At 70.4% G+C, this 21404-nt stretch carries 15 protein-coding genes and 4 pseudogenes; 5 read left to right on the forward strand and 14 right to left on the reverse strand.

The features are described from left to right. The first annotated feature begins 165 nt into the window (after nucleotides 1-165). The 3 genes from ALMP_RS37540 (at nucleotide 166) to ALMP_RS37550 (ending at nucleotide 1832) form a co-directional block, all read left to right on the forward strand. A complete protein-coding gene (locus ALMP_RS37540) occupies nucleotides 166-459 on the forward strand; it encodes a hypothetical protein (protein WP_264936437.1) in 294 nt (97 codons plus the stop codon). Between the two features lie 160 nt (nucleotides 460-619). After that, nucleotides 620-790, forward strand: a complete 171-nt coding sequence (locus tag ALMP_RS37545) for a helix-turn-helix domain-containing protein (RefSeq protein WP_375803593.1) — start codon at nucleotides 620-622, stop codon at nucleotides 788-790. 757 nt (nucleotides 791-1547) lie between these two features. After that, nucleotides 1548-1832: a hypothetical protein gene (locus ALMP_RS37550; protein WP_264936439.1), complete on the forward strand. Its 285-nt coding sequence runs from the start codon at nucleotides 1548-1550 to the stop codon at nucleotides 1830-1832. A gap of 2 nt (nucleotides 1833-1834) precedes the next feature. On the opposite strand, the pseudogene ALMP_RS37555 reads toward ALMP_RS37550, so the two are convergent. The 5 genes and pseudogenes from ALMP_RS37555 to ALMP_RS37575 form a co-directional block, all read right to left on the reverse strand. Next, nucleotides 1835-2413, reverse strand: a pseudogene (locus ALMP_RS37555) (radical SAM protein); the annotation flags it as partial. A gap of 62 nt (nucleotides 2414-2475) precedes the next feature. Continuing rightward, nucleotides 2476-3858: an L-serine ammonia-lyase gene (locus tag ALMP_RS37560; RefSeq protein ID WP_264936440.1), complete on the reverse strand. Its 1383-nt coding sequence runs from the start codon at nucleotides 3856-3858 to the stop codon at nucleotides 2476-2478. Between the two features lie 76 nt (nucleotides 3859-3934). After that, nucleotides 3935-5209 carry a serine hydroxymethyltransferase gene (gene glyA, locus ALMP_RS37565; RefSeq protein WP_264936441.1) on the reverse strand — a complete coding sequence of 425 codons (1275 nt, stop codon included), beginning with the start codon at nucleotides 5207-5209 and terminating at the stop codon, nucleotides 3935-3937. Next, nucleotides 5206-5643, reverse strand: coding sequence for a glycine cleavage system protein GcvH (gene gcvH, locus ALMP_RS37570; RefSeq protein ID WP_264936442.1), 438 nt, complete (start codon nucleotides 5641-5643; stop codon nucleotides 5206-5208). Before gcvH ends, glyA begins: the two co-directional genes overlap by 4 nt. Next, entirely contained in the window at nucleotides 5640-6821 is a 1182-nt protein-coding gene (locus ALMP_RS37575; RefSeq protein WP_264936443.1) for an NAD(P)/FAD-dependent oxidoreductase, read from the reverse strand. The genes gcvH and ALMP_RS37575 overlap by 4 nt, the downstream gene beginning before the upstream one ends. Before the next feature lie 169 nt (nucleotides 6822-6990). On the opposite strand from ALMP_RS37575, the pseudogene ALMP_RS37580 reads away from it, so the two are divergent. After that, nucleotides 6991-7257: pseudogene (locus tag ALMP_RS37580) on the forward strand (formyltransferase family protein); the annotation flags it as partial. 121 nt (nucleotides 7258-7378) lie between these two features. Beyond that, entirely contained in the window at nucleotides 7379-8176 is a 798-nt protein-coding gene (locus tag ALMP_RS37585) for an IclR family transcriptional regulator (RefSeq protein ID WP_264936444.1), read from the forward strand. A gap of 47 nt (nucleotides 8177-8223) precedes the next feature. Here ALMP_RS37585 and folP read toward each other — a convergent pair. The 9 genes and pseudogenes from folP to ALMP_RS37630 form a co-directional block, all read right to left on the reverse strand. After that, nucleotides 8224-9087 (reverse strand): annotated as a pseudogene (gene folP / locus ALMP_RS37590) (dihydropteroate synthase). Nucleotides 9088-9311: 224 nt separating this feature from the next. Further along, complete coding sequence (locus ALMP_RS37595; protein ID WP_264936445.1) at nucleotides 9312-9914, reverse strand: sarcosine oxidase subunit gamma; 603 nt, start codon at nucleotides 9912-9914, stop codon at nucleotides 9312-9314. Further along, nucleotides 9907-13149, reverse strand: coding sequence for a sarcosine oxidase subunit alpha family protein (locus tag ALMP_RS37600; protein ID WP_264936446.1), 3243 nt, complete (start codon nucleotides 13147-13149; stop codon nucleotides 9907-9909). Before ALMP_RS37600 ends, ALMP_RS37595 begins: the two co-directional genes overlap by 8 nt. Nucleotides 13150-13161: 12 nt before the next feature. Next, complete coding sequence (locus ALMP_RS37605; protein ID WP_264936447.1) at nucleotides 13162-14394, reverse strand: sarcosine oxidase subunit beta family protein; 1233 nt, start codon at nucleotides 14392-14394, stop codon at nucleotides 13162-13164. A 70-nt stretch (nucleotides 14395-14464) separates the two neighbouring features. Next, on the reverse strand, nucleotides 14465-15325 hold the full coding sequence (locus ALMP_RS37610) for a bifunctional methylenetetrahydrofolate dehydrogenase/methenyltetrahydrofolate cyclohydrolase (RefSeq protein WP_264936448.1): 861 nt from the start codon (nucleotides 15323-15325) through the stop codon (nucleotides 14465-14467). A gap of 183 nt (nucleotides 15326-15508) precedes the next feature. Further along, nucleotides 15509-17947: an FAD-dependent oxidoreductase gene (locus tag ALMP_RS37615; protein ID WP_264936449.1), complete on the reverse strand. Its 2439-nt coding sequence runs from the start codon at nucleotides 17945-17947 to the stop codon at nucleotides 15509-15511. A 182-nt stretch (nucleotides 17948-18129) separates the two neighbouring features. Then, nucleotides 18130-19116: an ABC transporter substrate-binding protein gene (locus tag ALMP_RS37620; RefSeq protein ID WP_264936450.1), complete on the reverse strand. Its 987-nt coding sequence runs from the start codon at nucleotides 19114-19116 to the stop codon at nucleotides 18130-18132. A gap of 13 nt (nucleotides 19117-19129) precedes the next feature. Continuing rightward, nucleotides 19130-21139 carry a proline/glycine betaine ABC transporter permease gene (locus ALMP_RS37625; protein ID WP_264936451.1) on the reverse strand — a complete coding sequence of 670 codons (2010 nt, stop codon included), beginning with the start codon at nucleotides 21137-21139 and terminating at the stop codon, nucleotides 19130-19132. Continuing rightward, nucleotides 21139-21404 (reverse strand): annotated as a pseudogene (locus tag ALMP_RS37630) (glycine/betaine ABC transporter ATP-binding protein); the annotation flags it as partial. The gene ALMP_RS37625 and the pseudogene ALMP_RS37630, both read right to left, overlap by 1 nt.

Raw genomic sequence — 21404 nt, forward strand, 5'->3', positions numbered from 1 at the left:
TAAGTTAACGGTGACATGTTATGTGGACGTCACGGTTCGCGTCCACGCCTGCGGCCGCGAGGCTGCAGGGCTGTGCAGTCTTCCGTGCCCCGATCGGAGGCGTGCTGAGAGACGCCGAGCTGTCACTGGGATGAGACAACTTCAAGTGTCTGGAGAACGAACTGGGTGAAGACGGCGCTCGGACTCGCCGGGATCTGCGCGGTCCTCATCCTGCTGGACGGCGCGACCGACGTCCTGGCCGACACGCTGCACAGCCTGCTGACCGCCGTGCCGCACGTCCAGGTCGGCGCCGACACCTCCCACGGCGTCTTCGCCGTGGTCGACCAGCCGATCCGCTCGTACATCGCGTCGCACTCCGCCGCGCTGCCGATCAGCGCCTCCACCGCTACACCGTCTGGCAACTGGTCGGCATCTTCGGCCTGGTCGGCGGGTTCTTCCGCAGCAGCGGCGTGCGCCTGACCTGGACCGCGTGGGGCGCGGCCAGCATCGCCATGGTCTGGGAAAGCGCGCTGCATTGCATCAAATACAACATTGCGCGCGGTGGCGAGAGTGACGTTGTGCCTGCTCGGTGACGTTGAGGGGTGCGCGAGCAACGGATGTACTCATCCCTGCGCAGCGGATGAGCATGGACACCCTCGTGGCGCTCTGCGACATCTTGCAGTGCACCCCGAACGACCTGATCAAGCCCGAGGTCGTCAACGTCCAGGTCCGCAAGACGGCCGGCGGTGAGACGGGGCCGGCGCCGAGTGCTCCGCGGCGGACCGTCATTCGCCGTCCCGGCCAGTCGTGAGACGTCGACGGGCCAGGCTTCCCCTGGCGGATGCCCGGCGTGAGCTCGCCGAGATCCGGGCCCGGCTCGTCGGTCTCCTGCAGGACACGGTCGGCCCTGCGCTGACGGCGGAGGAGGGCCAGGAGCTCCTTGAGCGGGCGAAGGCGTCGAGCCCGCCGATGGCGCGCGAACTTCACGCCCACATAGCCCAGTTCCCGGACGCGTTGACGGCACCGTCCCCACACTGCCCGGCGTCCTTGCCCCGGCTGCTGCAGGCCCTGCAGGCAGTCGGGCACGGCGGTGCCGTCACCCAGCTCGCCTGCGTTATCTGCGGCCACGCCGGTCGCAAGGTTCCCCGTGTCACTCCGCAAGGCCGCGCATGCGACTGGTGCGTCTCCCGGACCGAACTGCGCCCGTGCTCGTGCTGCGGGAAGGACGGTCACATCGTCACCCGGACAGGGGAGGAAGGAGCGGTCTGCCGCTCCTGTTATGAGAACCGCCACCGGGTCACCGGGCCCTGCGCCGACTGCGGGCGCCTCGGCACCTACCGGATGCGGCTCAGGGACGGGGCCAGGGTCGCCCTGTGTCGCCCCTGCGCCGGGTTTACGGACCAGAAGTGCGTCCGCTGCAAGACCGTCGGCCCCGTGCAGTGCAACTCCGCCGAAGGGCCGGTCTGCCGCCGCTGTAACGTCGCCCCGGCCAAGCTCCCGTACTCCTGCCGCCGACGCTGGCTCGTCTCACCGAACGACAGATCGCTGGGGGCCGGAGGCACTCGGCGGTGGGAGCCCTGCCCGACAGCGAGCACCAGGAGCTTCTTCTCCCGGGCCGTCTCGCCGGCCGCCCGCGAAGCCCTGGAGGTCTGGCGGCGCAGCTCACGAAGCACGGTCTGCCCACCCTCGCGGCCCGCAACACGGCCTTGTTCGGCATGGCCGGTGAACTTCCGCCGATCATCATGTGCGACCTCTTCGGGATTCACAGAAACACCGCCACCCAATGGGCCGCCCTGGCTCAGGACAGTTGGGCCGGTTACCTCGCCGCCCTAAGAAACGACAGCGACGGCTGATCCCAGCGTTCGGCGGGCGCGGAGCCGCGTGCCTCGTCCGGCTCGGGAGTGAGCGTGAAGCGGGTTCTCAGGCTCTCCAGGATGACCCCGGCGCTGATCATGCCGTCGCGTCGCCAGCCGTGCTGGGCATCGAGCGGCATCTGCTCGACGAACCGGAGTTCGTAGTCGTTCTCCATGGCCCAGGCGAGCAATTCGGGTGCTTCATCGTCGTTCAGTCCGGGCATCAGGACGGCGTTGACCTCCACCGGGGTGAGCCCGGCGGCGCGAGCCGCAGCCAGGCCCTGAAGCACGTCGTGGTGGTGGTCCCGCCAGGTCAGGGCCTTGAAGACGGCGGGGCGCAGTGTGTCCAGCGAGACATTGACCCGGTCCAGGCCGGCGCGTTCCAGGACTCCGGCGGTCCGGCCCAGGCCGATGCCGTTGGTGGTCAGCGACAGCCTGGGGCGCGGTCCGAGAGCAGCGCACCGCTCGACGATCCCGATGAGACCGGGGCGCAGCAACGGCTCACCGCCGGTGAAACGCACCTCCTCGACGCCGAGGTGAGCGACCGCGATCCGGACCAGCCGCACGACCTCGTCGTCCGTGTCGATGAGCATGGCTGCGGCCCTTTCTCCTGCTTCGCCCCTGCCCCGCTCCGTCCGTCTCCTCAGCACTCGATGACGTTGACGGCCAGGCCGCCGCGGGCGGTCTCCTTGTACTTGACCTTCATGTCGGCGCCGGTCTCCTTCATGGTCTTGATGACCTTGTCCAGGGAGACGTGGTGGCGGCCGTCGCCGCGCAGCGCCATCCGGGCGGCGGTGACGGCCTTGACCGCGGCCATGCCGTTGCGCTCGATGCACGGGATCTGGACCAGGCCGCCTACGGGATCGCAGGTGAGGCCGAGGTTGTGCTCCATGCCGATCTCGGCGGCGTTCTCGACCTGTTCGGGGCTGCCGCCGAGCACCTCGGCGAGACCTCCGGCGGCCATCGAGCAGGCCGAGCCCACCTCGCCCTGGCAACCGACCTCGGCGCCCGAGATCGACGCGTTCTCCTTGAAGAGCATGCCGATGGCGCCCGCCGCGAGCAGGAAACGGACGATGCCGTCCTCGTCGGCGCCCGGCACGAAGTCGAGGAAGTAGCGCAGGACGGCGGGGACGATGCCCGCCGCGCCGTTCGTCGGAGCGGTCACGACCCGGCCGCCCGCGGCGTTCTCCTCGTTCACCGCCATCGCGTAGAGGGTGACCCACTCCATCGCGCGGCCCGCCGGGTCGCCCTCGCTGCGCAGCGCCCGGGCAGCTGCCGCGGCCCGGCGACGGACCTTCAGCCCGCCGGGGAGGACCCCCTCGCCACCCAGTCCGCGTGCGACACAGGCCTCCATGACCAGCCAGATCTCCAGCAGGCCCGCGCGGATCTCCTCCTCGGTGCGCCAGGCCCTCTCGTTCTCCAGCATCAGCGCGGAGATCGACAGACCAGTCTCCTTCGTCAGGCGCAGCAGTTCATCGCCGGTGCTGAACGGATGGGCCGGCACCGTGTCGTCGGGCTTGATCCGGTCCGCACCGACCGCCTCCTCGTCGACCACGAAGCCGCCGCCCACGGAGTAGTACGTCTTTTCCAGCAGCGGCACGCCGTCGCCGTCGTAGGCGAAGAAGATCATGCCGTTGGCGTGGTACGGCAGCGACCGCCTGCGGTGCAGGACCAGCCGGGTCGAAACGTCGAAGTCGATCTCGTGGGCGGGTCCGATCTCGGCACCGAGGAGCCGGATGCGCCCCGTGCTGCGGATCCGCTCGACGTCGAGCTCGGCCTGGGCCACGTCGACCGTATGCGGCTCGTTGCCCTCCAGGCCGAGCAGGACCGCCTTGGGGGTGCCATGGCCGTGGCCGGTGGCGCCGAGGGAGCCGAACAGCTCGGCCCGTACCGCGGCGGTCTGGGCGAGCACGCCGTCCTGCTTCAGCCGGGAGACGAACATGCCGGCGGCGCGCATCGGGCCGACGGTGTGCGAGCTGGACGGGCCGATGCCTATGGAGAACAGGTCGAAGACGCTGATTGCCACGCCATACTCCGTGGGATTGGCGGGGCGTGACGGACGGTCATAGTTGTCATGGCACGCCCCTGCGGGAGGTTGTCGGTTACAGGCCGGGGTACAGCGGGTGCTTGTCGGCCAGGGCCTTCACCCGGGCCTTGAGCGCTTCGGCGTCGGCCGCCCCGAAGGGAGAAGGCGCCTTCAGCGTTTCGGCGATGACGTCGGCGACCTCGGTGAAGTCCTCGGCCTGGAAGCCGCGGGTGGCCAGGGCCGGGGTGCCGATGCGCAGGCCGGATGTCACCATCGGCGGGCGCGGGTCGTTGGGGACGGCGTTGCGGTTGACGGTGATGCCGACCTCGTGGAGGCGGTCCTCGGCCTGCCGGCCGTCCAGCTCGGACTCGCGCAGGTCGACCAGGATCAGGTGGACGTCGGTGCCGCCGGACAGCACGTTCACGCCGGCCTCGCGGGCATCGGCGGCCGTCAGGCGCTCGGCGAGGATCTTCGCGCCCTCGACCGTGCGGCGCTGACGCTCCTTGAACTCCTCGCTCGCGGCGACCTTGAAGGACACCGCCTTCGCCGCGATCACGTGCTCCAGCGGACCGCCCTGGAAACCCGGGAAGACCGAGGAATTGAGCTTCTTCGCGAAGTCCTTCTTCGCCAGGATGATGCCGCCGCGCGGCCCTCCCAGGGTCTTGTGCGTCGTGGACGTCACCACGTCCGCGTACTCCACCGGGTTCGGGTGCAGCCCCGCCGCGACCAGGCCCGCGAAGTGCGCCATGTCCACCCACAGGTACGCCTCGACCTCGTCGGCGATCCGCCGGAACTCGGCGAACTCCAGCTGCCGCGGGTACGCCGACCAGCCCGCGATGATCACCTTCGGGCGGTGCTCCTTGGCCAGCCGCTCCAGCTCCGCCATGTCGACCAGACCGGTCTCCGCGTCCACGTGGTACGGAACGACGTTGAACTGCTTGCCCGAGAAGTTGATCTTCATGCCGTGGGTGAGGTGGCCGCCGTGGGCGAGGTCCAGACCCAGGATGGTGTCGCCGGGCTGGGCCAGCGCGAACAGGGCGGCCTGGTTGGCGGAGGCGCCCGAGTGGGGCTGGACGTTGGCGTACTCGGCGCCGAACAGCTCCTTGATCCGGTCGATGGCAATTTGCTCGGTGACGTCGACGTGCTCGCAGCCGCCGTAGTAGCGGCGGCCCGGGTAGCCCTCGGCGTACTTGTTGGTCAGCACCGAACCCTGTGCCTCCAGCACAGCGACGGGCGCGAAGTTCTCGGAGGCGATCATCTCCAGGGTGGACTGCTGGCGCTCCAGCTCGGCGTCGACCGCGGCGGCCACCTCCGGGTCGAGCTCGTGCAGGGGCTGGTTGAACAGGGTCATCGGCGGTCTCCTCGGGTGTGGGCACAGTGGGCGGCGTAGGCATCGGGGGTCAGCGCGCCGGCGATGTTCTCGACCCGCAGCCGGAACAGCCAGCCGCCGGTGTAGGGGGCGGCGTTGACGACGCCGGGGTCGTCGGCCAGTGCGGGGTTGACTTCCAGGACCCGGCCCGAGGCGGGGGCGTACAGGCCGCTGACGGCGGTCCGTGACTCGATCTGTCCGCAGCTCTCTCCCGCCTCGACCCAGGTGCCGACCTCGGGCAGCCGGAGGTTGACCACGTCACCGAGGGCCCGCGCCGCGAACGCGGTGATGCCGACGGTGGCGTTGCCCTCGTCCACGACCAGCCACTCGTGGTCCCAGGTGTAACGCAGGTGCCGCGGAATGCTGGGAGCGCTCTCCCCTGCCGATTCCAGGGAGAGTCGGGGCGCGGAGCTCATGACACGACGGCCGCGGCGGCGGGGACGAGGGTGCGGCGGAGCCGGTTGAAGAACTTCGGCTGGTTGAGGGAGAGCACGGCGACGGGGGTGCCCTCGCGCCGGTAGACGGCCGTGAAGGTGCGGCTGTCGATGTCGCCCTCGACGACCTCGGGCTCGGCGCCCGGGCCGACGTACCCGGCGACCTGGATGCGGGTCTGGTACTGGTCGGACCAGAAGTACGGCGGGGTGAGCGGGGCCTCGGCCGACACACCGGTCAGCAGGGTGCGGGCGGCGGTCTTCGCCTGCTCGGTGGCGTTGCTCCAGTGCTCGATGCGGGCATGCCGTCCGGTGAACGGGTGCGGGCAGCGGGCGACATCACCGACGGCGACCACGCCCGGTACGCCGGTCGAGCAGCCGGCGTCGCACACCACACCGTCGTCCACCAGTACGCCGGAACCGGCGAGCCAGTCGGTGTTGGGCCGCACTCCCACGCCGGCCACGACGATGTCGGCGGGCAGCACCCGCCCGTCCGCCAGTCGTACGCCCGTGACCCTTCCCTCGCCGACGAGTCCCGCCACGCCCGTTCCGCACAGCAGGCGAACCCCGTGATCGTGGTGGAGCGAGGAGCAAACCAGCCCCATCTCACGGCCCAGTTGGCGTTCCAGCGGTACATCGAGCGCCTCGACGACGGTGACGTGGAGGCCGAGCCGATGGGCGGTGGACGCCACCTCGGCGCCGATGAAGCCGGCGCCGACGACGACGACCCTGGGCAGGCCGTCCGACAACTCGGCGCGCAGGGCCAGAGCGTCGTCCAGGGTGCGGAGGGTGTGGACACCGACCAGTCCGTCCGTGCCCGGGAGCATCTGGGGACTGGCGCCGGTCGCGATCACGATGCCGTCGGTGCGCACATGCCGTCCGCCGGCCAGGGTGACGGTACGGGCGACGGGGTCGAGCCGCACGGCGCGCTCGCCGAGCAGCCACTGCGCGTCCAGGACCTCGTACTCGTCCGCGTCGCCGAGCGCGAGGGCGGCGGCGTCGACGTCGCCCTTGAGGAAGCCCTTGGACAGCGGCGGACGGTCGTAGGGAGTGTGGCGCTCCTCCCCCACGACGACGATCTCGCCGTCGTAGCCCTCTGCGCGCAGCGCGCGGACCGTGCTCAGGCCTGCCAGCGACGCTCCGACGACGGTGATGCTCCTCATGCCGGCTCCAGACAGGGATTGTCTCATATAGCACAACGACATTCGCTATACGCAACATGCTTCCCGTGCGATGCGGGCGTTGTCAAGAGTGGCGTCATCTTTCGATTTCCGATGACGCTTTGCGTTGCGCGATCAGCAACGCATGCGCGATCAGAAGCCCCGACGCTCCCCCGAGCCTCAAGGGGCCCGGCCGTACGTCCAGGCGCACCAGCGCGGTGTGAAGCTCGTCGGGGCCACGGCCCACTGCGTCACGCCCGACCTCGACGAAGGCCCGATCATCGAGCAGGACGTCGTCCGCGTGGACCACTCGCGCGACCCCGAGGAGCTGGTCACCATCGGCCGTGACGTCGAGGCCCGGGTACTCGCCCGCGCCGTGGAGTGGCACAGCGAGAGCCGGGTGCTGGTGAACGGGAACCGCACAGTGGCCTTCCGCTGACGAGGCGGGCCGTGCGACCATGCGGGCGGCCGGATCCGGCCGTTCCCGCCGCCTTCCACGGCCCCTGCGGGATGCACAAAGGCCAATGGAACCCGCGAAGACCCATGCATATAGTTGCGCTATGAGCAACTACACCGCAGAGAGCGAAACAGTGGGTCCCGCGGTGAACGGGGTGCAGTCCGTCGACCGCGCCGTCAGCGTCCTGGAGATCCTCGCCCAACGCGGCGAGGCGGGCGTCAGCGAGGTGGCCGCCGAGATCGACGTGCACAAGTCCACCGCGTTCCGTCTGCTCGGGGCCTTGGAAGCGCGCGGCCTGGTCGAGCAGACGGCCGAGCGGGGCAAGTACCGGCTGGGCTTCGGGATCGTGCGCCTGGCCGGCGCCGTCACGGGCCGCCTCGACATCACCCAGCAAGGCCGCACGGTGTGCGAGCGGCTCAGCGAGGAGATCGGCGAGACGGTCAACATCGCCGTCCTCCAGGAGCACTACGCGGTCAACCTGTATCAGGTACGCGGCCCGGGCGCGGTCGGCACCCACAACTGGGTCGGCCAGCTCACCCCGGTACACGCCACGTCGAGCGGCAAGATCCTGCTGGCCCATCTGCCGAAGAAGGAGCGCGCCGGCGTGCTCGCGGCGTCGGGGACGCAGAAGCTGACGCCGCACACCCTGACCTCGAGGGCCGAGCTGGAGAAGAACCTGGCCGAGGCGCGCGAGCGCGGATACGCGGTGGCGCTGGAGGAACTCGAGATCGGGCTGCACGCCATGGCGGCCCCGATCCGCTCCCGCGACGGCGAGGTGATCGCCGCCCTCAGCGCCTCCGGCCCCACATACCGCTTCACCGAGGAACGCATCCACGAGCTCGCACCCGCGCTGATCAGCGGCGCGGACGAGATCAGCCGCCGTATGGGCTATCTCGGCTGAGGCCCCACAGGGCGCTCGGCCCGACGGCGTTTCGGCCGCTGCGGCGCTCAGTCCAGCGGCGACCGTGCCGACGCCGCCGCCTCGACGCCCCAGCGGGCCGTCACACGTACCGCGTCGGCCGTCGACGCGACATCGTGCACGCGCAGACACCAGACGCCCTGTGCGGCGGCGAGCACGGACACGGCGGTGGTCGCGGCATCGCGCAGCCGCGCGGGACGGGGCTGCCCCGTCGTCCGGTCCGCCAGCAGACTGCCCAGGAACGACTTACATGACGCGCCCACGAGGACCGGGTGGCCCAGGGCCATGACGTCCCCGAGGCGGCCCAGCAGTTCCCAGTTGTGGTCGGGCGTCTTGGCGAAGCCCAGCCCGGGGTCGACGACCAGGCAGCCCGGCGGTATCCCCGCCTCCAGCGCGGCATCGATCCTCAGCCGCAGCTCGTCGAGCACATCGGTGACGACGTCGTCGTAGACGGCGTTCGCCTGCATGCCGGCGGAGTGCCCGCGCCAGTGCATCAGCACGTACGGTGTTCCCGCCCGGGCCATCAGCGGCAGCATGCCGGGGTCGGCGAGGCCCCCCGAGACGTCGTTGACCAGCCGTGCCCCCGCGTCCAGCGCGGGGCGGCGACCTCGGCCCGCATGGTGTCGACACTGACGATCGCACCCGCCGCGGCCAGTTCCCGCACGACGGGCAGGACGCGTCGCAGTTCCTCCTCGACCGGCGGGCGTGCCGCGCCGAGCGAAGCGAAATGGGGTCCCCTGGGACGGAGTCTGGGGGAGGGTCGACTCGCCGCCCACGTCAACGATGTCCGCGCCCTGTTCGAGCAGTGCGAGCCCGTGTGCGACGGCCGCGTCGGCGGCGAACGACAGCCCGCCGTCGGAGAACGAGTCCGGCGTCACGTTCACGACACCCATGACCAGCGGCCGGCCGGGTCGTGGCAGGCCGTGCGGGTGGAGTACCGGTGTTCCCGGATGCCGTACCGGTTTTCCCGGGTCGAGTGGCTTGGTGGCGGAGGCGGAGGCGGAGGCAGGCGTACGACTTTCGATGCGTATGACGGAACATGCTGCGCAAAGCCCTGTGGGAGCTCCTGAGCGGAGCTCCCACAGGGGCCCGCGGGGTGCGGGCCCGCCGGGTTTTCTCAGCGGTACTCGGTCGCCGCGTCGAGCAGCCAGTCCGCCAGATAGCCGGCGAACGTAGAGCGCACCAGGACCCAGAATCCGGCCCTGGGTTCGTCCCGGGCCACCAGGACGACCTGGGTGCGGCCCAGCGTCGTCTGGGCGCAGCGGCCGGAGCCGAAGGCCCGCGGATGCAGGTCCAGCGGACAGCCGTGGGCCAGCAGGTCATGGGCGCGCGGGCCCGTGACCAGGAGCGTGGTGCGCTGTGCGGAGACGTCGGTGACGGAGACGTGCTCGTCGCCGGCGGCCTGTCGGATCCGGCTCTCCAGGTCCCGCTCGCTCCCCGGCGGTCCCACCAGCAGCCACTCGTCCGGGCCGAGCCACAGCGCGCTCAACTCCCCCGCGCGGACGACGGTGTTCGGCTGGAGCGGCAGTTGCAGGTCCAGTGCGAGCCCGACTGGTGCCGCCGCCGCTCCCTTGGCGTCGAGGCGCACGTTGAGCTGGGCCAGGAAGGGGAGTTCGGCCAGCCTGATCGCACCCCCGGACGAGCGGGTCGCGGCGGCCAGGCGGTCCGCGACCTGCGACAGTGGGCTGCGGAGCGGGACGGTAAGGGCGGTGTCAGCCATCGCGGCGAGCTCCCTCGGGGTCGTAGAGGACAGGACCGGCGACGGTCACCGGCACCAGTTGGTCGCCGACGGGGGCGTACAGCCGCTCGCCGATGCGGTCCCGGCCGCCCTTGATCAGGGCGAGCGCGAACGTCCGGCCCAGGGCGGCGCTGCGATAGCTGGAGGTGACATGGCCGAGCATGGGAACGGGCGGGGGCGGCAGCACACCGTCGGCGATCAGGTGAGTGCCCTCCGGGAGGAAGGTGCCCGGGTCCTCGGGGAGCAGGCCGACCAGGTGCTTGCGGTCGGGGCGGGACGTGTCGGCGCGGGCGAAGGACCGCTTTCCGATGAAGTCCGGCTTCTTCTTCGACACCACCCAGCTCATGCCGAGGTCCTGAGGAGTGACCGTGCCGTCGGTGTCCTGGCCGATGATCGGGTAGCCCTTCTCGGCACGCAGGACGTGCATGGTCTCCGTGCCGTACGGGGTGATGCCGTACGGGGCGCCGGCCTCGTACACGGCCTCCCACAGGGCGAGGGCCTGCCACGGCGACACGTTGATCTCGAAGGCGAGTTCGCCGGAGAAGCTGATCCGGCAGACCCGGGCCGCGATGCCCGCGACGGTCGCCTCACGCCAGGCCATGAACGGGAAGTCGTCGTTGGCGACGGCGAGATGGGGCGCGAGCGAGGCGAGGACCTCACGGGACTTCGGACCGACCAGGGCGACCGTGGCCCACTGCTCGGTCACGGACGTGCAGTGGACCTTCAGCTCGGGCCACTCCGTCTGGTGCCACTCCTCCATCCAGTCCAGTACAGCGGCCGCGTTGCCCGTCGTCGTGGTGACCAGGAAGCGCTCTGGGGCGACGCGGATGACCGTGCCGTCGTCGAAGACCATGCCGTCCGGGCGGCACATGACGCCGTAGCGGATCATGCCGACCTTCAGGGTGCTCATCATGTTGGTGTAAAGCCGGTCGAGGAAGACGCCGGCGTCCGGGCCCTGCACGTCGATCTTGCCGAGCGTGGAGGCGTCCATGAAGCCGACGCTCTCGCGGGTAGCGGCGCACTCGCGCAGTACGGCGGCTTCCATGTCCTCGCCGTCCTGCGGGTAGTACCAGGGGCGCTTCCACTGGCCGACGTTCTCGAACAGGGCGCCGTGCGCGACATGCCACTCGTGGATGGCGGTCGTGCGGACCGGGTCGCTCAGCACGCCCCGGTCGCGGCCGGCGAGGGCGGCGAAGGAGACCGGCGTGTACGGCGGACGGAAGGTGGTCGTGCCGAGCGCCGAGATGTCCACGCCGAGCAGTTCGGCTACGACGCCGCTGGCCAGGACGCCGGAGGTCTTGCCCTGGTCGTTGGCGGTGCCGGCCGTGGTGTAGCGCTTGGTGTGCTCGACCGAGCGCAGACCGGCGCCGGTCGCGCGGGCCAGGTCGTCGACGGTGACGTCGCGCTGAAGGTCGACGAAGCGGGGGCCGTCCGTGTCACCGGGAACGACGTACACGTGCATCGGCGGCGTCGGCCGCGGCTGCGCGGGCACCTCGGGGAGGCGGGGCGCCTCGGGCGTGTAACCCTCGGCCTCGATGGCGCGGGCACCGGCGGCCGCGCCCTGTGCCAGGACCGTGGCCGGGTCGAGGACGCCGCTCGCGCTGCCCGCGACCTCGACCTGCTGGCGGCAGGTGTCGGGGACGAAGGAGCCCAGCGTCTCGTCGTGGCGGAGCTTGCCGCCGGACTGGCTGAACAGATGCGCCACCGGGTTCCAGCCGCCCGAGACCAGGAGCAGGTCGGCGGCGAACTCGCGCCGCCCCGCGGACTCTCCGTACGGTGCGACGGTCACGGCGGTGAGGCGGGCCTCGCCCTCCGTGCCGGTGACGGCGTGGCCGGCCAGCACCTCGATGCCGGCCGCCCTCGCGCGCTCGGCCCACTCCCCCGGTTCGGGGCGGGTGTCGACGATCGCCGCGATGGCGAGGCCCGCCGAGGCCAGGTCCATGGCTGCCGCGTACGCGCTGTCGTTGGTCGTGAAGACCACCGCGTGGCGGCCGGGCAGGACGCCGTGGCGGTTGACGTGGGTGCGGGCCGAGGAGGCCAGCATCACGCCGGGGCGGTCGTTGTTCGCGAAGACCAGCGAGCGCTCGTGGGCGCCGGTGGCGAGGACGACCCGGCGGGCGCGGATGCGCCAGACGCGTTCGCGGGAGACGTTCTCGGGGGCGTCGGCGCCGAGGTGGTTGGTGCGGCGTTCGACGGCGAGGAGGTGGTTGTCGTCGTAGTAGCCGAAGACGGTGGTGCGGGGCAGGACGCGGACCTCGGGGGCGGCGTCGAACTGCTCGGTCACCTCCCGTACCCAGTCGAGGTGTTCGGCCGTGCCCAGGAGGCTGCCGCCGAGTTCCGGCTGGTCATCGGCGAGGATGACGCGGGCGCCGCTTCTGGCCGCGGCCGCCGCTGCCGCGAGTCCGGCCGGGCCGGCGCCGACGATCAGCAGGTCGCAGTGGGCGTGTACGGCGTCGTAGCGGGCGGGGTCCGGGTCGGTGGCGAGGCGGCCCTGGCCGGGGAGGCTGGTCGCGACGAGGCCGTCGTAGAGCTCGACGGTCGTGGCGGGGAGCATCGGCTCCGGGAAGGGTTCCTCGATCTGGATGACCGCGTTGGGTTCCTCGACGCCGGCGGAGAAGATGCCTCGGGGGCGGCCGAGCTTGATGCTGGTGCCGGCCTGGATGACGCCGTTGGCGAGGAGGGCGGAGGCGAGGGTGTCGCCTCGGTAGCCCTGGTATTCGATGCCGTCGAAGGTGAAGGTGAGGGGGGTGTCGCGGTCGATTCGGCCGCGGGTCGCGTGGCGGAACGGCTGGGTTGTCTCGCCCCCGCCGCCCCTACCCGTCCCGTCCTGAAGGGGCTCCACCCCTTCGACCCCGCTGGGGGCTGTGCCCCCAGACCCCCCTTCGGCCTGAACGGCCTCGTCCTCAAACGCCGGACGGGCTGAAATTGCCGGCCTCGGCTCAACAGGCGCCGGGCGTTCCTCTCCCGTCCTGTACACCGTCAGGATTTCGTTCGTCGACGTGTCCCGTACCGCGTTGAACCAGCGGCGGCAGCCCGCCGCGTGGCTCCAGCGCTCGGCGAAGGGGCCCTTGGGGTTGTCGCGGAAGAAGAGGTAGCGGGCCCAGTCCTCGTCGGAGAGGGATGCCGGGTCCTCCGGGTAAGGGACGTGGGCCTGGCCGCCGTAGTGGAACTCGGCCTCGTCGCGGGGCCCGCACCACGGGCAGGGGATGAGCAGCATGGGTTCGGCTCCCTAGTGGGCCACCGCGGCAGCGCCGTGCTCGTCGACGAGCGCGCCGGTGGTGAAACGGTCGAGCGAGAAGGGGGCGTTGAGGGCGTGCGGGGTGTCGTGGGCGATGGTGTGGGCGTAGACCCAGCCGACGCCCGGGGTGGCCTTGAAGCCGCCCGTTCCCCAGCCGCAGTTGAGATAGAGGTTGTCGACGGGGCTGAGCCCGATGATCGGTGAGGCGTCGGGGCTGGTGTCGACGATGCCGCCCCAGGTGCGCAGCACGTGGGCGCGGGCGAAGACCGGGAAGAGTTCCAGGGCCGCCGCCATCTGCTCCTCGATGATGTGGAAGGCGCCGCGCTGGGTGTACGAGTTGTACGCGTCGATGCCCGCGCCCATCACCAGCTCGCCCTTGTGCGCCTGGCTGACGTACACGTGGACGGCGTTGGACATGACGACCGTCGGGTGCACCGGCTCGAGGAGCTCGGAGACCAGGGCCTGCAACGGGTGGCTCTGGATGGGGAGTTCGATGCCCGCCATCGCCGCGAGGACCGAGGTGTGACCCGCCGAGCAGAGCGCGACCTTGCCGGTCGCGATGGGGCCGCGGGTGGTCTGGACTCCGACGACGCGGTTGCCGACCACGTCGAGGCCGGTGACCTCGCAGTTCTGGATGATGTCGATGCCGGCGGCGTCGGCCGAGCGGGCCAGGCCCCAGGCGACGTAGTCGTGCTTGGCGATGCCCGCGCGCGGCTGGTACGTGGCGCCCAGGACCGGATAGCGCACGTCCTGCGAGATGTTGACGATCGGGCAGACTTCCTTGACGCCGTCCGCGTCGAGCCACTCCGCGTCCACGCCGTTGAGACGGTTCGCCTCGACGCGGCGCACGCTGTCGCGGACGTCCTGGAGGCTGTGCGCGAGGTTCAGCACGCCGCGCTGGGAGAAGAGGATCGGGTAGTCGAGCTCGTCCGCCAGGCCCTCCCAGAGCTTGAGGGCGTGCTCGTAGATGCCGGCGCTCTCGTCCCACAGGTAGTTGGAGCGGATGATCGTGGTGTTGCGGGCCATGTTGCCGCCCGCGAGCCAGCCCTTCTCCAGCACCGCGACATTGGTGATGCCGTGGTTCTTGGCAAGGTAGTGCGCGGTGGCCAGGCCGTGTCCGCCGCCTCCGACGATCACCACGTCGTACGACTTCTTGGGCTCGGGATTACGCCACAGGAAGTCGGGGTGGTCGGGGAGGTCGGCGCCGGGGGTACGGGAGCTCATCGGACGTCTCCGTCTTCTGAAAGGGCTTCTGCGAGGTGCGGACCCTGCGGGTACTCGGGGACGTGCGCGTTCATACGGCGGTGGCGTTCCTCTCGGCGGCCTCGACGACGTTGGCCAGCAACATCGCTCGGGTCATGGGGCCCACACCGCCGGGCATGGGCGCGATCCAGCCGGCGACCTGGGCGGCGTCCGGATGGATGTCGCCGACCAGGCCCTGGTCGGTGCGGGTGATGCCGACGTCCAGGACCGCAGCGCCGGGGCGCAGCATGTCCTTGGTGACGAGTCCGGGCGAGCCGGCGGCGGCGATGACGATGTCCGCCTCGCGCACGTGCCAGGCCAGGCCCTTGGTGCCGGTGTGGCACAGGGTGACGGTGGCGTTCTCGGAGCGGCGGGTGAGGAGCAGGCCGATCGGGCGGCCCACCGTGATGCCCCGGCCGATCACGCAGACGCGCGCTCCGGCGAGCGGTACGTCGTGGCGGCGGAGCAGTTCCACGATGCCGCGCGGGGTGCACGGCAGCGGGGCCTCGACTCCCAGGGTGAGCCGGCCGAGGTTGACGGGGTGCAGGCCGTCGGCGTCCTTGGCCGGGTCCATGCGTTCCAGTACCGCGCCCGCGTCCAGGTGGCGCGGCAGCGGGAGCTGGACGATGTAGCCGGTGCAGGCCGGGTCGGCGTTGAGTTCGTCGATCGTCTCCTCGACCTGCTCCTGTGAGGCGTCGGCGGGCAGGTCCCGGCGGATGGAGGCGATGCCGACCTGGGCGCAGTCACGGTGCTTTCCGCCGACGTAGGCACGGCTGCCCGGGTCGTCGCCGACCAGGACCGTGCCGAGACCCGGCGGGCGGCCGTTCGTGGCCGTCAACTTGACCACGCGCTCCGCGAGTTCGCGGCGGATGTCGGCGGCGGTCGCTTTGCCGTCAAGGAGTTGTGCGGTCACCTGGGGTACTCCTTCCAACAAGGCTGAGGTGGAATGCCCTCAAGGGACGCGGGGCGGCGTCCATCAGCGGCTACGCCGCGATGGGGGTCCCCCCGCTCGAGCGAAGCCGAGAGTGGGGGAGCGACCAGCCACGACGAAGCCGCAGACGAACGACGACACATCGCGGCACGGCCCTCGCAGCGCTCAGCCACGGAGACGTGACATCGTGGGGTCGAACAGGGGCTCCTCGGCGACGACCGCCTCGACGCGCTGGTCGAAGTAGCCGATCTGCACGGGCGTGCCGGGAGTGGTGAGCTCGGCCGGGAGCCAGGCGTAGGCGATGCCCTTGCCGATGGTGTAGCCGTAGGCGGCGCTGGTGACGTAGCCGACCGGGCGGTCGCCGTCGTACACCGGCTCCTTGCCGAGGACGACCGACTGCGGGTCGTCGATGGTGAGGCAGGTCAGCTTGCGCCGGACGTCGGACTTACGGCGCTCCAGCGCCGCCTTGCCGATGAAGTCGCCCTTGTCGAGCTTGACGGCGAAGCCGACGCCGGCCTCGTAGGGGTCGTGCTCGTAGGTCATGTCGGTGCCGAAGGAGCGGTAGCCCTTCTCCAGGCGGAGGCTGTTGAAGGCGCCGCGGCCGGCGATGACGCCGCCCAGCGGCCTCGCCGCCTGCCACAGGGTGTCCCACAGCTTCTGGCCCTGGTCGGCGGTGGTGTACAGCTCCCAGCCGAGTTCGCCGACGTACGACAGCCGCATCGCGGTCACCGGGACGCTGCCGATGTAGGCGCGCTTGGCGCGGAAGTACTTGAGGCCGTCGTTGGTGAAGTCCTCGTCCGTGAGCGGCTGGAGGACCTTGCGGGCCAGCGGACCCCACAGGCCGATGCAGCAGGTGCCGGCGGTGATGTCGCGGACCTGGACGGTGCCGTCGGCGGGGAGGTGACGGCTGAGCCAGTCGAGGTCCAGGTTCCCGTTGGCGCCGATCTGGAAGAGGTCGCGGGCGAGGCGGGCGATGGTGACGTCGCTGCGGATGCCGCCGTCGTGGTCGAGGAACAGGGTGTACGTGACCGAGCCGACGGACTTGGCGACCTTGCCGGTGCACAGGCGCTCCAGGAACTCGGCGGAGCCGGGGCCGCTCACCTCCAGGCGCTTGAGGGCCGTCATGTCGTACATCGCGACGGTCTCACGGGTGACCTGGGCCTCGGCACCGACGATGGGCGACCAGAACTGGGCGGCCCAGTCGTTCGGGGTGGGGATGGAACGGCCCTCGACCAGCTTCGCGTTGGCCTCGTACCAGTGCGGGCGCTCCCAGCCGCTCGCCTCCAGGAAGAAGGCGCCGTGCTCCTGCTGGCGGGCGTGGAAGGGGCTGGTGCGGATCGGGCGCGGGTCGCCGGAGGGCTGGAGGGGGTGGAGGATGTCGTAGACCTCGACGAAGTTCTGGCAGTCGCGGGCCAGGACGTACTCCGGGGACAGCTGGTGCGGCTCGAAACGGTTGACGTCGCACTCGTGCAGGTCGAAGGACGAGCAGTGGCCGTCGACCAGCCACTCGGCCATGGCCCGGCCGACGCCCGCGGAGTGGGTTACCCAGACGGCCTCGGCGACCCAGAAGCCCTTGACATCCTGGGACTCGCCGAGCAGCGGGAAGTTGTCGGTGGTGAAGGAGAACAGGCCGTTGATGCCCTCCTCGATCTTCGCCTCGCGCGTCGAGGGGAGCAGCGACTGGGTCTCGCTCCAGGCCGGCTCGAAGTCCTCCTCGGTGAACTTCAGGATCGACGGCATCTCGTCGGCCTCGTCCACGGAGAGGATCTCGTCGGCGGTGATGGGCATCGGGCGGTGGCCGTAGTAGCCGATGCCGATGCCGTCGAAGCGGTCGCGGTAGTAGAGGTCGGCGTCCTGGTGGCGCAGGATCGGTCGGACCGCCTCCTCGGTCTGGCCCGCGAGCGCCGGGATCGGGCCGGTCCAGGCGAGCTGGTGGGCGAGCGGGGTGAGCGGGAGGTTCATGCCGGCCATGCGGGCGATCTTCGTGCCCCAGATGCCGGCGCAGCACACGACGATGTCGGCGGGGATCTCGCCCTGGTCGGTCAGGACGCCGGTCACCTCGCCGTCGGCCTTCAGGACGTCGAGGACCTCGTGGCGGGCCAGGAAGCGCACGCCGCGCTCGGTGGCCCGGCGGATCTGCGCCTCGACGGCGAGGACCGCCTTGGCGAGGCCGTCGGTCGGGACGAGGAGGCCGCCGAGGACCCTGTCACGGTCTACCAGCGGGTGCTTCTCGACGCACTCGTCGGCGGTCAGGATCCGGGACTCGATGCCCCAGGCGGTGATCCAGCCGTGCCGGCGGTGCAGTTCCGCGAGGCGCTCCGGCGTGGTCGCCACTTCGAGGCCGCCGACCTGAAGGAAGCAGGGCTTGCCGTCGACGTCGAGGGAGCAGAACTTCTCGACGGTGTAGCGGGCCAGCTCGGTCATGGTCTTCGAGGAGTTCGTCTGGAAGACCAGGCCGGGGGCGTGCGAGGTCGAGCCTCCGGTGGCCGGGAGCGGTCCCTGGTCGACCACGGTCACCTCGGTCCAGCCCCGCGCCGAGATCTCGTCCGCGAGCGCCGCGCCAACGACTCCCGCTCCGATGATGACCACACGCGGTCCCGCCATCGCCGCACCTCCGGTTGAGTTGCTTTCTGCGCAACGTGATTCAGGTTGCGCAACTCAATGTGCCTGCCGTGCAGGTGGGTGTCAAGAGGTCCGGTGACGTCGGAGAACGGCCTGGAAAACAGCAATGCCCGGCGGGCGGTGCGCGTCCGCTACGCACCACCCGCCGGGCATCCGGGAAGGGCCTACTTGATCCAGGCCTCCACCTTGTCGCGGTTGGCCTCGACCCACTTCTTGGCCGCCGCCTCGGGGGTCATCTTGTCCACCGCGATGTACTTGGCCACGGTGTTCTGGTCGTCGTTGGTCCAGGTGAAGTTCTTCACCAGGTCGTAGGCCGGGCTGCCCGACTTGGCGAACTTGGCACTGGCGATCTTGTCCAGCTTGTACACGGGGTAGTCGCAGTCGACCTTCTCGGCGTCGGCGTCGCAGCCCGTCTTGTACTCGGGCAGCTTGACCTTCTTGAGCGGCACCTCGGACATGAACCACTGCGGCTCGTAGAAGTAGCCGATCACCCATTCCTTGTTCTTCTCCGCCTTGCGGAAGGCCTGGATGAGGGCGGTCTCACTGCCCGCGTACACGACCTTGTAGTCCAGCTTGAGGTTCTTCACCAGCGCCTCGTCGTTGGTGACGAACGACGGGTCGCCGTCGAGGAGCTGGCCCTTGCCGCCGGACTCGGACGTCTTGAACTCGGCCGCGTACTTGTTGAGGTTCTTCCAGTCGAGGATGTCCGGGTGCGCCTTGGCCAGCCACGGCGGCACGTACCAGCCGATGAGGCCTTCGTTGCCGGTCGGGCCGGCGTCGACGGCGGTCTTCTGGTCGGTGATGTACTTCTTCTTCAGGTCGTCGTGACCCCAGTTCTCGACGACGGCGTCGACCTCGCCCGTCCCGAAGCCCTGCCAGGCGATCTCCTCCTTCAGGTCCTTCTGGGTGACCTTGCAGCCGAGGTCGTGCTCCGCGACGTACGCGATGACGGCCGCGTTGGCCTCGTAGCCCACCCACGGGTTGACTGCGAGGTTGAAGGTGCCGCACTTGCCGGGGCTGCCCGAGCCGCCGGCGTCCGAGGAGCTGTCACCGACCTTCGCACCACCGCAGGCGGAGAGGGTCAGTCCGATAACAGCTACGCCCGCTATGCCGGCCGAGCCGACTCTCCACTGTCTTGCTTGCCTTGCCATGGTCAGTTGCTCCTTACGCGCTGGTACGCCGCGCCGCTGCCTGAGTGATCCGGTCGAACATGACTCCGAGAAGGACGATGGCGAGCCCTGCGGCAAGCCCCTTCCCGAACAGTTGTCCCTGCGAGAAGCCGGCCACGACGTCGTAGCCGAGGGCGCCGGCGCCTACCAGGCCGCCGACCACAACCATCGACAGCACATAGATCAGGCCCTGGTTGGTCGCGAGAGTCAGGGCGCCGCGTGCCATCGGCAGTTGAACCTTGGTGATGATCTGCCAGGTGTTGCACCCGGCGGAGGTGGCCGCCTCCACGGTCGTCGCGGGCACGTTCCGTACGCCGTCCGCGATGATCTTCATGGCGACGGGAGCCGCGTAGACGACCGCGGCGACGATCGCCGTGAAGCGGGTCGCGCCGAACAGTGCGAGGAACGGCACGAGATAGACGAACGGCGGCATGACCTGGGCCGCGTCCAGGGTGGGCCGGATCAGCCGGTCCACCAGCGCGCTGCGTCCCATCCAGACGCCGAAGACGACGCCGAGCAGCATCACGAGCACCGTGGCGACGAGGGTGGACGCAAGTGTCGTCATGCCGTCCGACCACACGCCGGTGCCGACCAGCAGACCCACGCAGACAGCCGTGGTGATACCGGCGCGCCGGCCGCCGAGGACGACGGCGAGCGCGATCAGTGCCGCGCCGACGAGCCACCACGGGGAGTCCGTGAGCAGCGCCTGGAACGGGTTGAGCAGACTGTTGGTGAGGGCGTCCCGGAAGGCGTTGGTGACGCCCGACAGGTTGTCCTGCACCCAGGTGGTCACGCTGTCCGCCGTGCTCCTGATGGTGCCGCCGGTGCTCCCCTCGCCGGGGAACTCCGCCGCCCACAGATAGGTGTGGGACAGATAGGCCAGGACCGCCGTGACCGCCGCACCGGCCACCAGCAGCGGGCGTCGCCAGGTGATGAAGCGGTTCTTCGAAAGGCGGGCGGCCTCCTCGCGTGTGCTCGCCGCGGTGGTGACCCGGTCCAGCACGATGGCCATGACGACGATGGCCAGACCCGCGTTGAAGGCCGTGCCGACGTCGAGCGTCTGGAGCGCCTGGACGACGGTCTTGCCGAGGCCGGGCGCGTCGATCAGGGCGGCGATGGTCACCATGGCCAGGGCGGCCATGATGGTCTGGTTGACGCCCATCACCACGGTCCGCTTGGACATCGGCAGCAGGACCTTCATGAGGGACTGCCGTCGCGTGGCACCCAGCGAGTCGGCCGCCTCCACCGTCGTCTCCGGGACGGAGCGGATGGCGTGCGCGGTGATGCGGATCGTCGGCGGCGCCGCGTAGATCAGCGTGGCGATCGTGGCGGAGGCCGGGCCGATCTGGAAGAACAGCGTCAGTGGGGCCAGGTAGACGAAGGTCGGCATGGTCTGCATGAGGTCCAGGAAGGGCGTCACGAACCGGTTGAACCGGTCGGACAGCCCCGCCCACACACCCAGCGGGATCGCGAACACCAGCGCCACGAAGACGGCGGAGACGGTGAGCGCCAAGGTGTCCATGCTCTCCTGCCACAGGCCCTGCAGGCCAAGGAAGGTGAAGCCGGCCACCGCCAGCAGAGCGACCCGCCAGTTGCCCACGGCCCAGGAGACATAGCCGGCGATGCCGACGACACCGAGCCAGCCGATCTGCGGGACGGGCCGGCCGACGGACGGCTGTGAGATCAGCTCCTGGACGAAGGTCACCAGGGAGTCGATGACCAGGCGGATCTCGTTGAAGAAGTACAGGAAGAGCGGGTTGGAGTTGCGGTTCGCGCCGATCGAGTCGTTGACGTCGTTGAACCACCGGTGCAGATCGGTCAGGTCGGCCGCCGCCAGGGCGAGGGTCTGCTTGCCGCGCAGTACGACGAACAGCACCAGCCAGACGACCAGGATCGCGCCGACCATCATGGACCGGCTGACCTTGCGCACGCTCTTGGCGGGAGCGGGCGGCTCGACGGCCCCGGTCTTCTGCGGTTTCTCGGTCTTCTCCACGGCGACGGTCATCACGCGCCGCCTTCCTGCCCGGCGACCACCGCGAGGATCTCCTCGTCGCCGACGATGCCGAGCAGCTTGCCGTTCTCGACGACCTTGACCGGCTTGTCGGCCGCGAGCACCGCCCGGGTGGCCTCCTTCACCACGACGTCCGGGCCCAGCTCGGGACCGTCCAGGGCGTCGCCGTCCACCGGCGGGCGCATGATCCAGCGCAGGGTGAGGACGTCGCCGCGCGGGACGTCCTTGACGAACTCGCGGACGTAGTCGTCGGCGGGGG

Source organism: Streptomyces sp. A012304 (assembly GCF_026008495.1).
In the GTDB taxonomy this organism is placed as follows: domain Bacteria; phylum Actinomycetota; class Actinomycetes; order Streptomycetales; family Streptomycetaceae; genus Streptomyces.